The sequence below is a fragment of the Pseudomonas peradeniyensis genome (assembly GCF_014268935.2).
Classification (GTDB): Bacteria; Pseudomonadota; Gammaproteobacteria; order Pseudomonadales; family Pseudomonadaceae; genus Aquipseudomonas; species Aquipseudomonas peradeniyensis.
The window spans coordinates 750,939-763,960 of record NZ_JABWRJ020000003.1; the positions used below are offsets into that span (position 1 = coordinate 750,939).

Consider the following 13,022-nt stretch of genomic DNA (forward strand, 5'->3'; position numbering starts at 1 on the left):
GCCTGTCTCGCGATAACGTCTCAGGCTTTGTTCAGATACATCCGCGTGGTCAGCAGATACACCGGCAATCCCGACACGACGATCAGCAATGCCGCATAGGGTGCCGCCGCCGCGAACTCGACGTTGGCGGTGTGTGCCCACACCTCGGTGGCCAGGGTGGTCATGCCGGTCGGGCTGAGCAGCAGGGTTGCGGTCAGCTCCTTCATCGCATCCAGGAACACCAGGGCGAACGCCGCCGCCATCGCCGGGAAGATGATCGGCAGGGTGACCCGGCAGAACGCCGCGAAACTGCTCGCACCCAAGGTGCGCGCGGCTTCCTCCAGCGTTGGCGAGGCCTTGTTCAGTGCCGTGCGCACCGGCGACTGCGCCAGGGGCAGGAACAACAGGGCATAGGCCAGGATCAGCAGCGCGGTGGTCTGGTACAGCGCCGGCACATAGTGCAGGGCGAAGAACACCAGGGTCAGGGCGATCACCAACCCGGGCAGGGCGTGCAGCAGGTACGGCAGGCGCTCGGCCCAGATCGCCAGGCGCCCTTTGTAGCGCACCACCAGGAAGCTGATCGGCAGGGCCAGCAGCACGCAGAAGCCGGCGCCGCCCAGGGATACCGACAGCGACGTGGCCAAGGCCTTGCCGATGGCCGCGACCGGGAAGGCCGCCGACGATCCGACGCTCAGCCAATAGCCGAGCATTGCCAGCGGAATGCCGCTGCCCAGCACCGCCAGGGCCAGGCAGAACAACTGCCCCAGTGGCATCCAGCCGCGCAGGCGCAGCGGCTGCGCGCGACGAGCGACGCCCTGGCCAATGCGCACATGGCGGGCCTTGCCACGTACCCGCAGTTCCAGCCACAGCATCGCCAGGCACAGCACCAGCAGCACCGCCGAGAGCATGGCCGCGTTGGCGTTGCTGAATTCCAGCTCGAACTGCTGGTAGATCGCCGTGGTGAAGGTCTGCAGGCCGAGGATCGACAGGGCGCCGAACTCCACCAGCATGTGCAGGGCGATCAGCAGCGCGCCGCCGAGCATCGATGGCCACAGCAGCGGCAGGGTGATCTTGTGGAACACGCCCCAGCGGCCGCAGCCCAGGGTGCGCGCCGACTCCTCCAGCGAGGTGTCGAGGTTGCGCAGGGTGGCGGCCACCGGCAGGAACACCAGCGGGTATTTCGATAGCGCCATCACCACAATGGCCCCACCCAAGCCCTCGAAGTCCGAACTCAGCGACACCCAGGTGAAGCTGCTGACGAACGACGGCACGGCGAACGGCAGGCACAGCACCACGCCCCACAGGCGCCGTCCCGGCAGGTCGCTGCGCTCCAGTAGCCAGGCCAGGGCCACGCCCACCACCAGGCACAGCACGGTGACGCCGACCATCAGCAGCAGGGTGTTGCGCAGCAGGCCCCAGACAAACGGACGCCAGAGCAGGCGCAGGGCTTCGTGCCAGCCGGCTTCCCAGGCCTTGAGCCCGACATAAAGCAGTGGCAACAGGCTCATCGCCACCAGGAACAACACGGGCAACACCACCCAGACGGAGGGTCGCTTGCGTTTCGGTACGAAGCGCGACAAGGCGGGCGAGGGCAGGGCGGCGGTCATCAGAGCAGGCCAACCTCACGTTCGAGCTCGATGGCTTCCTCGGCATTGCCAAGGTCCGCCGGTGAGATCTTCGGCGGACGCAGATCCTCGAACGGTTTCAGGCCACGGTCCGAGACCATGCCCTTGTGCAGTGGGTACTCGGCGGTGGTCTGGGTGATCACCCGCTGGCCTTCTTCGCTGGCCATCCAGTTGAGCAGGGCCTGGGCTTCCTTGGGGTGCTTGCTGGCCTTGACCACCGCGGCGCCGGAAATGGTGACCAGGTTGCCGGCATCGCCATCGGCCAGGTAGTACAGCTTGGAGTCGAGCTTGCCGCGCTCGCGCTCAAGGGCATACCAGTAGTAGTTGTTCACCAGTACCGCGGCCACTTCGCCTTTTTCCACGGCCTTGAGGGCCACCATGTTGTTGGTGTAGGTCTTGCCGAAGGCTTTCAGGCCGGTCAGCCATTCTTCGGTGGCTTCGCGGCCATGCATCTTCAGGATGGCCACGGCCTGTTCCTGGAAGGCGCCGCTGGTGGGGACGTAGCCGACACGCCCTTCCCACTCGGGATTGGCGAAGTCCATGACCGTGGTCGGCAGGTCTTTCTCATCGATCTTCTTTGGGTTGAACACCACGATACGCGTGCGGGCGGTGATGCCCATCCAGGTGCCATTCGCACCTACGTATTCCTTGGGCATCATGTTCGCGGTGGCGTCGTCGATCTTCGCCAGCAGGCCCAGCTCGCCCAGGTTGTTCAGGGGCGGGGATTCCTCGGTGTAGATGATGTCGGCCGGCGAGCGTGCGCCTTCCTCGATGATCTGGCTGGCCAGCTGGTTGCTGCTGCCCTTGCGGATATTGATATGGATGCCGGTCTTGGCCTCGTAGGCCTTGGCGATGGCGTCGCCGATTTCCTTGTGCTGGCCGTTGTACATCGTCAGCGTGACCGGTTCGTCTGCCAGGGCGGCCGGAGCGCCGATCACCAGGCTCAGAACTGCGGCGGCCAGGGCGCGCATCAGCGGTTGCGGGCGGATCGTCATGCGGGTACTTCCTCGCTTACGGCTACATATTTGGAAACAATGGTAAACGAAATTGTTTCTCAAATGGGCGCATGACGGGAAATTCATGGGCGCAGCCTGGGCGGTGGGGTGTTGGCTGTGGGAGCGGGTAGCCGACCAAAAAACGCAGGCAAGAAAAAACCCACTAGCAAGCTAGTGGGTTTTTGTATGGTGCCCAGGAGAAGACTCGAACTTCCACGACCGTTAAGTCACTGATACCTGAAACCAGCGCGTCTACCAATTCCGCCACCTGGGCAAAGCTTTGCATCATCTGATGAAGGCGACTATCGTTCGCTTTCACACAGTAGTAACAGATCCTTGGTCATCTGTTACTTGAAAATTTGGTGCCCAGGAGAAGACTCGAACTTCCACGGCCGTTAAGCCACTGATACCTGAAACCAGCGCGTCTACCAATTCCGCCACCTGGGCACACATTCGAGATTACAAGATGCTTTACAGCGTCGTTCATCTCTACTACAACTTCGGGGTTGTCCGTCGTTGTGGTGCGCACTATACGGACGCTCCTGATGCCTGTAAACCCCCCGAACGAAAAAAAATTCAAAAAATTCAACTTGTTGATTCCGCAGGCCTATTGCCGCACGACGGACGCACTGCCGGGGCTGTCCAAGGCTGACATTTCCGGTTTCAATACGCCTATGCCAGAATTCCACTCTATATACCCCAAGGTGAATCCTTTCTGATGGCCGATTGGCAATCCCTCGATCCCGAGGCCGCTCGCGAAGCGGAAAAATACGACAACCCCATCCCCAGCCGTGAGCTGATCCTGCAGCGCCTCGCCGACCGTGGCGAACCGGCTGCCCGCGAACAGCTGGCCGAAGAGTTCGGTCTTTATGAAGAAGACCAGATCGAAGCCCTGCGCCGCCGCCTGCGTGCCATGGAGCGCGATGGTCAGCTTATCTATACCCGGCGCGGCACCTATGCCCCGGTGGACAAGCTCGACCTGATCTGCGGCCGCGTTTCCGGTCACCGTGATGGCTTCGGTTTCCTGATCCCCGACGACGGCAGCGAGGACCTGTTCCTCAGCCCGGCGCAGATGCGCCTGGTGTTCGACGGCGACCGCGGCCTGGCCCGGGTGTCCGGCGTCGACCGCCGTGGCCGCCGCGAAGGCGTGCTGGTCGAAGTCATTTCCCGCGCCCATGAAAGCGTGGTCGGCCGCTACTTCGAAGAAGGCGGCATCGGCTACGTGACCCCGGACAACCCGAAGATCCAGCAGGAAGTGCTGGTCACCGCCGGACGCAACGGCGGCGCCAAGATCGGCCAGTTCGTCTCGATCAAGATCACCCACTGGCCAACCCCGCGCTTCCAGCCCCAGGGCGACGTGATCGAAGTGATCGGCAACTACATGGCGCCGGGCATGGAGATCGACATCGCCCTGCGCAGCTATGACATCCCGCATGTCTGGCCGCAGGACGTGATCAAGGAAGCGCGCAAGTTCCGCTCCGAAGTCGAGGAGAAGGACAAGGAGAAGCGCGTCGACCTGCGCCATCTGCCGTTCGTCACCATCGACGGCGAGGACGCCCGCGACTTCGACGACGCCGTCTATTGCGAACCGCTGGGCAAGCTGCGCCTGTTCTCCGGCGGCTGGCGCCTGTACGTGGCGATCGCCGACGTCTCCAGCTACGTGCGCCTGGGCTCGGCCCTGGACGTCGAGGCCCAGCAGCGCGGCAATTCGGTGTACTTCCCCGAGCGCGTGGTGCCGATGCTCCCTGAAGAGCTGTCCAACGGCCTGTGCTCGCTGAACCCGCACGTCGATCGCCTGGCCATGGTCTGCGAAATGACCATGAACAAGGCCGGCCAGATGGTCGACTACCAGTTCTACGAAGGGGTGATCCACTCCCACGCGCGCCTGACCTACAACAAGGTCAGCAGCATGCTCGAACATGCCCGTACCCGTGAAGGCAAGGCGCTGCGCGAGGAATACAAGGAAGTCCTGCCGGACCTGAAGAACCTGTACAACCTGTACAAGGTGCTGGTCGACGCCCGTCACACCCGTGGCGCGATCGACTTCGAAACCCAGGAAACCCGGATCATCTTCGGCGAAGACCGCAAGATCGACGAAATTCGTCCGACCGTGCGCAATGATGCCCACAAGCTGATCGAGGAATGCATGCTGGCGGCCAACGTCGCCACCGCCGAGTTCCTGCAGAAGCACAACGTGCCTGCGCTGTACCGCGTGCACGACGGTCCGCCGCCGGAGCGCCTGGAAAAACTGCGCGCCTTCCTCGGCGAGCTGGGCCTGACCCTGCACAAGGGCAAGGACCCATCGCCCAAGGACTACCAGCAACTGCTGGCGAGCATCGCCGGGCGTCCGGACTTCCACCTGATCCAGACCGTCATGCTGCGCTCGCTGAGCCAGGCGGTGTACAGCGTCGAGAACAACGGCCACTTCGGCCTGAACTACGAGGCCTACACCCACTTCACCTCGCCGATCCGTCGTTACCCGGACCTGCTGGTGCACCGTGCCATCCGCAGCGTGATCCGCTCCAAGGTCGATACCCCGCACGTCAAGCGTGCCGGCGCCATGAGCATCCCCAAGGCGCGCATCTATCCGTACGACGAGAACACCCTCGACCAGATGGGCGAACAGTGCTCGATGACCGAGCGCCGCGCCGACGAGGCCACCCGCGACGTGGTCAACTGGCTCAAGTGCGAGTACATGCGTGACCGCGTGGGCGAGACCTTCCCCGGCGTGATCACCGCAGTGACCGGTTTCGGCCTGTTCATCGAGTTGACCGACATCTATGTCGAAGGCCTGGTGCATGTCAGCGCCCTGCCGGGCGACTACTACCACTTCGACCCGGTACACCACCGTCTGTCGGGCGAGCGCAGCGGCCGCAGCTTCCGCCTCGGCGACACGGTCGAGGTCAAGGTCATGCGCGTCGATCTCGAACAGCGCAAGATCGATTTCGAGATGTCCGAGGCCACCGTCAACGCACCGGTCGGCCGCAAGTCCGCCGCGCCTGCCGGCAAGGCCGCGCCGGAGCCGGCAGCGGCGCCCGAGGCGAAGATCTCGCCCAAGCCGCGCAGCCGCAAGAGCGAGACCGCCGAGGCGTACTTCCCGAAAGACGCGGTGCAGCGCAACGCCGAGGTGCGCAAGAGCCGCGAGATGAAGAAGGCGCTGATGAGCGACGCCAAGCACAGCGCTCACGCCGGCGGCAAGGCGGAGAAGGGCGCCAAGGCGTCGGGCAAGACCAAGCATCGCAAGGGGCCGTCGAAGTCCGGCGCGCCACGTAAGGGCAAGAGCAAGTCATGAGTCAGCTGGAAAAGATCTACGGTGTGCATGCCGTGCAGGCGCTGCTGCAGCACCATCCCAAGCGGGTCAAGCAGATCTGGCTGTCCGAGGGGCGCAGCGAGCCGCGTATCCAGGCCTTGCTGGCCCTGGCCGCGGAAAACCGCGTCCAGGTCGGCCAGGCCGAGCGTCGTGAGCTCGACGCCTGGGTCGAGGGCGTGCACCAGGGCGTGGTCGCCGAGGTGAGCCCGAGCCAGGTATGGGGCGAACTGATGCTCGAGGAGTTGCTCGAGCGCACCGAAACGCCGCCGCTGATCCTGGTGCTCGATGGTGTCACCGACCCGCACAATCTTGGCGCTTGCCTGCGCACTGCCGATGCCGCCGGTGCCACCGCCGTGGTGATTCCCAAGGACAAGTCCGCGAGCCTGACCGCCGTGGTGCGCAAAGTGGCCTGCGGCGCCGCGGAAGTGATTCCGCTGGTGGCCGTTACCAACCTGTCCCGCACCCTGGAAAAACTCCAGCAACGTGGCCTGTGGGTGGTCGGCACTGCCGGCGAGGCCGAGCAGGAGATCTACCAGCAGGACCTGACCGGCCCGCTGGTGATGATCATGGGCGCCGAAGGCAAGGGCATGCGCCGCCTGACCCGCGAGCACTGCGATTTCCTGGTCAAGCTGCCGATGGCGGGCAGCGTCAGCAGCCTGAACGTCTCGGTGGCGACCGGGGTGTGCCTGTTCGAGGCCGTAAGGCAGCGTCAGATCAAGCGCTGATGGCTTGATATCGGGTGGCGTGGGAGCGGGCTTGCCCCGCGATGGTGGTTGACTCGACATCGCATCGCGGGGCAAGCCCGCTCCCACGTTCCATGGTTGCCCGCGAAATGTGTTTCCGGCTGTTCAAATATTCGCCAATCACCTTGCTTGTCCCCCCGGCCTTCTCTACAATTGCGCCCCTTGCCAGCTGGCCGGTGCGCATGCGCCTACACGCCGGGGCAAGACTTACAGTGTCATTCACTCCTTGTCTGACCAGATTCGCTGGCAGACTACTAACCCGTAAGGAGCATTCATGCGTCATTACGAAATCATCTTCCTGGTTCACCCGGACCAGAGCGAGCAAGTCGGCGGCATGGTTGAGCGTTACACCAAGCTGATCGAAGAAGACGGCGGCAAGATCCACCGTCTGGAAGACTGGGGCCGTCGTCAACTGGCCTACGCAATCAACAATGTTCACAAGGCTCACTACGTGATGCTGAACGTTGAGTGCACCGGCAAGGCCCTGGCCGAGCTGGAAGACAACTTCCGCTACAACGATGCCGTGATCCGTAACCTGGTCATCCGTCGTGACGAAGCCGTTACCGGCCCGTCCGAGATGCTCAAGGCCGAAGAGAACCGCAGCGAGCGCCGTGAGCGTCGCGAACGTCCTGAGCATGCTGATGGCGCCGAAGGCGACGACAGCAATGACAGCGACAACAGCGATAACGCTGACGAGTAATCCACGGACCTTTTGAGGAGCCAATCACATGGCACGTTTCTTCCGTCGTCGTAAATTCTGCCGCTTCACTGCTGAAGACGTGAAAGAGATCGACTTCAAAGATCTCAACACCCTGAAAGCTTACGTATCCGAAACCGGCAAGATCGTTCCAAGCCGCATCACCGGTACCAAAGCTCGTTATCAGCGTCAGCTGGCTACCGCTATCAAGCGCGCCCGCTTCCTGGCCCTGCTGCCCTACACCGACAGCCACGGCCGCTGAGACCGGGTCGTCGACTTAAGTAGCAAGGGATAAGCATGCGAGCGTTAGCTGGTTTCATCATGCGCGGTCGTGTGCAGGCCACCCTCGTGGTGGTCATCAGCGCGGTACTGCCGCTGCTGTTCTGGTTGAGTGCCGCCGCCGGGAGCCTGGTGTTCCTGCGGCGCGGGTTCAAGGACGCGTCATCGGTCATCGCCTGGGGCCTTTTGCCAGCGTTGATCCTGGCGTACTTCGGCGAACTGAGCACCTTGCTGGTGCTGTTGGGAACGCTGGGTCTGGCCGCCTTGTTGCGGGCCGGGCATTCCTGGACCCGGGTGCTGCTGTCCAGTGTCGCATTAGGCTTGTTGTACAGCCTGATCCTGGACGCGGTGATGCGCGAGACCTTCGAGGTGCTGGCCAAGGCGCTTGAAAAAGCCCTGCCGCAGATCGAGGGCCAACCGGTACTACCTGGTGAGCTGATCGGCCCTTTGCTGGTCGCTTCCAGTGCGGTAATGCTGCAGCTGTTCAGCCTGCTGGCTCTGATGCTGGCGCGCTATTGGCAGGCGGCGTTGTACAACCCTGGTGGTTTCGCCCGCGAGTTTCGCGAGCTGAGGCTGCCGCTGGTGCCAATGCTGGTGCTGGTGTCATTGATGGTGCTGGGCCCGTTTCTCGGGTCGTCGTTCATCGTCCTGGCCACCGCCTCCAGCCTGGTGCTGCTGCTTGCTGGCATCGCCCTGGTTCATGGGCTGGTGGCGCAGCGGCGACTGGCCGGTTTCTGGCTGGTGGGGATGTACGTGACGCTGCCGCTGCTCATGCAGCTGATTTATCCGTTGCTCGTGGTTTTGGCCATTGTCGACAGCCTGATTGATTTTCGCGGTCGCAAGTCCCCTTCACAGGGTGACGACTCCGCGAACGGTGAAGGTTAAAAGTTAAGAGGTTTTACCAAATGGAACTGATCCTGCTGGAAAAAGTCGCCAACCTGGGCAACCTGGGCGACAAAGTAAACGTTAAGGCTGGTTACGGCCGTAACTTCCTGCTGCCATTCGGCAAGGCCACCGTTGCCAACGCCGCCAACCTGGCTGCGTTCGAAGAGCGCCGCGCCGAGCTGGAAAAAGCTGCAGCAGACAAGAAAGCTTCGGCTGAAAGCCGCGCTGCCCAACTGGCCGAGCTGGAAGTGACCATCACTGCCACCGCTGGCGACGAAGGCAAGCTGTTCGGTTCGATCGGCACCCACGACATCGCTGATGCCCTGACCGCCTCCGGCGTTGAAGTGGCCAAGGCTGAAGTTCGTCTGCCGAACGGCACCATCCGTCAGGTTGGCGAATACGACGTAGCCGTGCACCTGCACAGCGACGTTGAAGCCACCGTACGTGTGGTCGTCGTAGCTGCCTAAGCTGCGCTGACCGGCTGGCTCCCTGTGGGTCAGACGGTTAACATCGGGCACGGTCCTGTGTTGAACAGGCCGTGCCCTTTGTCTTTTTCATCCCCCAGAATTCTTTCGTGGCCATGAACGAGATCACCACCCCCGAACAGCTCGACCTGCAAACCGCCGCCCTGAAGGTGCCGCCGCATTCCATCGAGGCCGAACAGGCCGTGCTCGGTGGCCTGATGCTGGACAACAACGCCTGGGAGCGGGTGCTGGACCAGGTGTCGGACGGCGATTTCTACCGGCATGACCACCGCCTGATCTTCCGCGCCATCCACAAGCTGGTGGACGCGAACCAGCCGTTCGACGTGGTGACCCTGCACGAGCAGCTGGACAAGGAAGGTGTTTCCACCCAGGTCGGCGGCCTGGCGTATCTGGCCGAGCTGGCCAAGAACACTCCGTCGGTGGCCAACATCAAGGCCTACGCCGCGATCATCCGCGAGCGGGCCACGTTGCGTCAGCTGATCAGCATCAGCACCGACATCGCCGACAACGCCTTCAACCCCCAGGGGCGCAACGCCGAGGAGATCCTCGACGACGCCGAACGGCAGATCTTCCAGATCGCCGAGGCGCGGCCGAAGACCGGTGGCCCGGTGGGGGTCAATGAGCTGTTGACCATGGCCATCGACCGCATCGACACGCTGTTCAACTCCGACAGCGACATCACCGGCGTGTCCACCGGTTTCACCGACCTGGACGAGAAAACCAGCGGCCTGCAGGCGGCCGACCTGATCATCGTCGCCGGCCGTCCGTCGATGGGCAAGACCACCTTCGCCATGAACCTGGTGGAAAACGCCGTGTTGCGCAGCGACAAGGTGGTGCTGGTGTTCTCCCTCGAGATGCCCGGTGAATCGCTGATCATGCGTATGCTCTCGTCGCTCGGGCGGATCGACCAGACCAAGGTGCGTTCCGGCCAGCTGGACGACGATGACTGGCCGCGCCTGACCTCGGCGGTGAACCTGCTCAACGACCGCAAGCTGTTCATCGACGATACCGCCGGTATCAGCCCCTCGGAGATGCGGGCGCGTACCCGCCGGCTGGCCCGCGAGCATGGCGAGATCGCCATGATCATGGTCGACTACCTGCAGCTGATGCAGATTCCGGGTTCGGCTGGTGATAACCGGACCAACGAGATTTCCGAGATCTCCCGCTCGCTCAAGGCGCTGGCCAAGGAATTCAACTGCCCGGTGATCGCCCTGTCGCAGCTCAACCGCTCCCTGGAGCAGCGCCCCAACAAGCGCCCGGTCAACTCCGACCTCCGTGAATCGGGTGCGATCGAGCAGGACGCCGACGTGATCATGTTCGTCTACCGCGACGAGGTGTATCACCCCGAGACCGAGCACAAGGGCGTGGCCGAGATCATCATCGGCAAGCAGCGTAACGGCCCCATCGGCTTCGTGCGCCTGGCGTTCATCGGCAAGTACACCCGCTTCGAGAACCTCGCCCCGGGCATGTACAACTTCGACGACGACGAATAAAACCATCGGGCTGGACTGGCCCCTGTGGGAGCGGATCGTGGGAGCGGGCTTGCCCCGCGATGGCGATGGTGAATTCACCGATGTCATCGCGAGGCAAGCTCGCTCCCACAGTGATATTTGTTCGCACGCTTGAATCCGACCACTACCGTCGGATTTGGTCAAAATTTGTGCTATATTCCGCGCCCGCGATTTTCCTGCACATTAGAACCGGTCACTGACATGCAAGCAGCCAAACCACTCTACGACTATCCCAAGTACTGGGCCGAATGCTTCGGACCAGCGCCTTTCCTGCCGATGAGCAGGGAGGAGATGGATCAGCTCGGCTGGGATTCCTGCGACATCATCATCGTGACCGGCGACGCCTACGTCGACCATGCGTCGTTCGGCATGGCCATCATCGGCCGCCTGCTGGAAGCCCAGGGTTTCCGCGTAGGCATCATCGCCCAGCCGAATTGGCAGTCGAAGGACGACTTCATGAAGCTCGGCGAGCCGAACCTGTTCTTCGGCGTCGCGGCGGGCAACATGGACTCGATGATCAACCGCTACACCGCGGACAAGAAGATCCGTTCCGATGACGCCTACACCCCCGGCGGCATGGCCGGCAAGCGTCCTGACCGTGCCAGCCTGGTGTACAGCCAGCGCTGCAAGGAAGCCTACAAGCACGTGCCGATCGTGCTCGGCGGCATCGAGGCTTCGCTGCGCCGCATCGCCCACTATGACTACTGGCAGGACAAGGTCCGCCACTCGATCCTGGTCGATGCCAGCGCCGACATCCTGCTGTACGGCAACGCCGAGCGGGCGATCGTCGAGGTCGCCCAGCGCCTGTCCCAGGGTGAAAGCATCGAGCACATCACCGACGTGCGCGGCACCGCGTTCATTCGCCGTGACACCCCGCAGGGCTGGTTCGAGATCGACTCCACCCGTATCGACCGTCCGGGCCGGGTCGACAAGATCATCAACCCGTACGTGAACACCCAGGACACCCAGGCCTGTGCCATCGAGCAGGCCAAGGGCGAGCAGGAAGACCCGAACGAAGCCAAGGTCGTGCAGATCCTCGACAGCCCGAGCGTCACCCGCGAGAAGTCGGTGATCCGCCTGCCATCGTTCGAGAAGGTACGCAACGACCCGGTGCTCTACGCCCACGCCAACCGCGTGCTGCACCTGGAGACCAACCCGGGCAACGCCCGCGCCCTGGTGCAGAAGCATGGTGACGTGGATGTGTGGTTCAACCCGCCACCCATTCCCATGACCACCGAAGAGATGGACTACGTGTTCGGCATGCCCTACGCGCGTATCCCGCACCCGGCCTATGGCAAGGAGCGTATCCCGGCCTACGAGATGATCCGCTTCTCGGTGAACATTATGCGTGGCTGCTTCGGTGGCTGCACGTTCTGCTCGATCACCGAACACGAAGGCCGGATCATCCAGAACCGTTCCCACGAGTCGATCCTGCACGAGATCGAGGAGATGCGTGACAAGGTGCCGGGCTTCACCGGCGTGGTCTCCGACCTCGGCGGCCCGACCGCCAACATGTACCGCATCGCCTGCAAGAGCCACGACATCGAGAAGCACTGCCGCAAGCCGTCGTGCGTGTTCCCGGGCATCTGCGAGAACCTCAACACCGACCACAGCTCGCTGATCGAGCTGTACCGCAAGGCCCGTGCCCTGCCGGGGGTGAAGAAGATCCTGATCGCCTCGGGCCTGCGCTACGACCTGGCGGTCGAGTCGCCGGAATACGTGCGCGAGCTGGTCACCCACCACGTCGGCGGCTACCTGAAGATCGCCCCGGAGCACACCGAGCGTGGTCCGCTGGACAAGATGATGAAGCCGGGCATCGGCACCTACGACCGCTTCAAGCGCATGTTCGAGAAGTTCTCGAAGGAAGCCGGCAAGGAGCAGTACCTGATCCCGTACTTCATCGCCGCGCACCCGGGCACCACCGACGAAGACATGATGAACCTGGCCCTGTGGCTCAAGGGCAACGGCTTCCGCGCCGACCAGGTGCAGGCGTTCTACCCCTCGCCGATGGCCTCGGCCACGGCCATGTACCATTCGGGCAAGAACCCGCTGCGCAAGGTCACCTACAAGAGCGAAGGGGTGGAGATCGTCAAGAGCGAGGAGCAGCGCCGGTTGCACAAGGCGTTCCTGCGCTACCACGATCCGAAGGGCTGGCCGATGCTGCGTGAAGCGCTGCAGCGCATGGGCCGCGCCGACCTGATCGGACCGGGCAAGCACCAGCTGATCCCGCTGCACCAGCCGCAGACCGACAGCTACCAGAGTGCCCGGCGCAAGAACTCGACGCCGGCCGGCAGCCACAAGGTGGGCAAGGACCAGAAGATCCTCACCCAGCACACCGGCCTGCCTCCGCGCGCCAGTGACGGCAGCAAGCCGTGGGACAAGCGCGAGAAGGCCAAGGCCGAGGCGTTCGCCCGCAACCAGCAGGCGGCCAAGGAACGCAAGGAAGCGGCCAAGGGCGGCAAGGGCAAGAAGCCGCGCCAGCCGGTCATTCCGCGCTAACTGGTCCATTTTGG

General features: G+C 63.2%; 10 protein-coding genes and 2 tRNA genes. 8 read left to right on the top strand and 4 right to left on the bottom strand.

Annotated features, from left to right (window positions below; translation table 11 throughout):
* Window positions 1-20: 20 nt before the first annotated feature.
* The 4 genes from HU751_RS18355 to HU751_RS18370 all read right to left on the bottom strand — a co-directional run bounded on the left by HU751_RS18355 (window position 21) and on the right by HU751_RS18370 (window position 3,046).
* On the bottom strand, window positions 21-1,586 hold the full coding sequence (locus HU751_RS18355; protein WP_186734500.1) for an ABC transporter permease: 1,566 nt from the start codon (window positions 1,584-1,586) through the stop codon (window positions 21-23).
* Window positions 1,586-2,599 carry an extracellular solute-binding protein gene (locus HU751_RS18360; protein ID WP_186714258.1) on the bottom strand — a complete coding sequence of 338 codons (1,014 nt, stop codon included), beginning with the start codon at window positions 2,597-2,599 and terminating at the stop codon, window positions 1,586-1,588. The genes HU751_RS18355 and HU751_RS18360 overlap by 1 nt, the downstream gene beginning before the upstream one ends.
* Window positions 2,600-2,786: 187 nt before the next feature.
* Window positions 2,787-2,873 (bottom strand) — tRNA-Leu (locus HU751_RS18365).
* Window positions 2,874-2,959: 86 nt separating this feature from the next.
* A tRNA-Leu gene (locus HU751_RS18370) sits at window positions 2,960-3,046 on the bottom strand.
* 271 nt (window positions 3,047-3,317) lie between these two features.
* Here HU751_RS18370 and rnr point away from each other — a divergent pair.
* The 8 genes from rnr to HU751_RS18410 all read left to right on the top strand — a co-directional run bounded on the left by rnr (window position 3,318) and on the right by HU751_RS18410 (window position 13,008).
* Entirely contained in the window at window positions 3,318-5,891 is a 2,574-nt protein-coding gene (gene rnr, locus HU751_RS18375; protein ID WP_186734499.1) for a ribonuclease R, read from the top strand.
* Window positions 5,888-6,634, top strand: coding sequence for a 23S rRNA (guanosine(2251)-2'-O)-methyltransferase RlmB (rlmB, locus tag HU751_RS18380; protein WP_186714256.1), 747 nt, complete (start codon window positions 5,888-5,890; stop codon window positions 6,632-6,634). The genes rnr and rlmB overlap by 4 nt, the downstream gene beginning before the upstream one ends.
* Window positions 6,635-6,926: 292 nt before the next feature.
* Window positions 6,927-7,352 (top strand): 30S ribosomal protein S6, encoded by a 426-nt coding sequence (gene rpsF, locus HU751_RS18385; protein WP_011535936.1) that lies wholly within the window; start codon window positions 6,927-6,929, stop codon window positions 7,350-7,352.
* 28 nt (window positions 7,353-7,380) lie between these two features.
* Window positions 7,381-7,611, top strand: coding sequence for a 30S ribosomal protein S18 (gene rpsR, locus HU751_RS18390; RefSeq protein WP_003249563.1), 231 nt, complete (start codon window positions 7,381-7,383; stop codon window positions 7,609-7,611).
* 35 nt (window positions 7,612-7,646) lie between these two features.
* On the top strand, window positions 7,647-8,513 hold the full coding sequence (locus HU751_RS18395) for a YybS family protein (RefSeq protein WP_186734498.1): 867 nt from the start codon (window positions 7,647-7,649) through the stop codon (window positions 8,511-8,513).
* A 20-nt stretch (window positions 8,514-8,533) separates the two neighbouring features.
* On the top strand, window positions 8,534-8,980 hold the full coding sequence (gene rplI / locus HU751_RS18400) for a 50S ribosomal protein L9 (RefSeq protein WP_011535934.1): 447 nt from the start codon (window positions 8,534-8,536) through the stop codon (window positions 8,978-8,980).
* 113 nt (window positions 8,981-9,093) lie between these two features.
* Window positions 9,094-10,491 (top strand): replicative DNA helicase, encoded by a 1,398-nt coding sequence (gene dnaB, locus HU751_RS18405; protein ID WP_023629368.1) that lies wholly within the window; start codon window positions 9,094-9,096, stop codon window positions 10,489-10,491.
* A gap of 219 nt (window positions 10,492-10,710) precedes the next feature.
* Window positions 10,711-13,008, top strand: coding sequence for a YgiQ family radical SAM protein (locus HU751_RS18410; protein WP_186714254.1), 2,298 nt, complete (start codon window positions 10,711-10,713; stop codon window positions 13,006-13,008).
* Window positions 13,009-13,022: the final 14 nt, after the last annotated feature.

Bases quoted from the DNA above. Each gene is read 5' to 3' on its own strand.
- HU751_RS18360 (WP_186714258.1), bottom strand. From the start codon at position 2,599: ATGACGATCCGCCCGCAACCGCTGATGCGCGCCCTGGCCGCCGCAGTT.
- dnaB (WP_023629368.1), top strand. From the start codon at position 9,094: ATGAACGAGATCACCACCCCCGAACAGCTCGACCTGCAAACCGCCGCC.
- rnr (WP_186734499.1), top strand. From the start codon at position 3,318: ATGGCCGATTGGCAATCCCTCGATCCCGAGGCCGCTCGCGAAGCGGAA.
- HU751_RS18395 (WP_186734498.1), top strand. From the start codon at position 7,647: ATGCGAGCGTTAGCTGGTTTCATCATGCGCGGTCGTGTGCAGGCCACC.
- rplI (WP_011535934.1), top strand. From the start codon at position 8,534: ATGGAACTGATCCTGCTGGAAAAAGTCGCCAACCTGGGCAACCTGGGC.
- HU751_RS18355 (WP_186734500.1), bottom strand. From the start codon at position 1,586: ATGACCGCCGCCCTGCCCTCGCCCGCCTTGTCGCGCTTCGTACCGAAA.
- HU751_RS18410 (WP_186714254.1), top strand. From the start codon at position 10,711: ATGCAAGCAGCCAAACCACTCTACGACTATCCCAAGTACTGGGCCGAA.
- rlmB (WP_186714256.1), top strand. From the start codon at position 5,888: ATGAGTCAGCTGGAAAAGATCTACGGTGTGCATGCCGTGCAGGCGCTG.
- rpsR (WP_003249563.1), top strand. From the start codon at position 7,381: ATGGCACGTTTCTTCCGTCGTCGTAAATTCTGCCGCTTCACTGCTGAA.
- rpsF (WP_011535936.1), top strand. From the start codon at position 6,927: ATGCGTCATTACGAAATCATCTTCCTGGTTCACCCGGACCAGAGCGAG.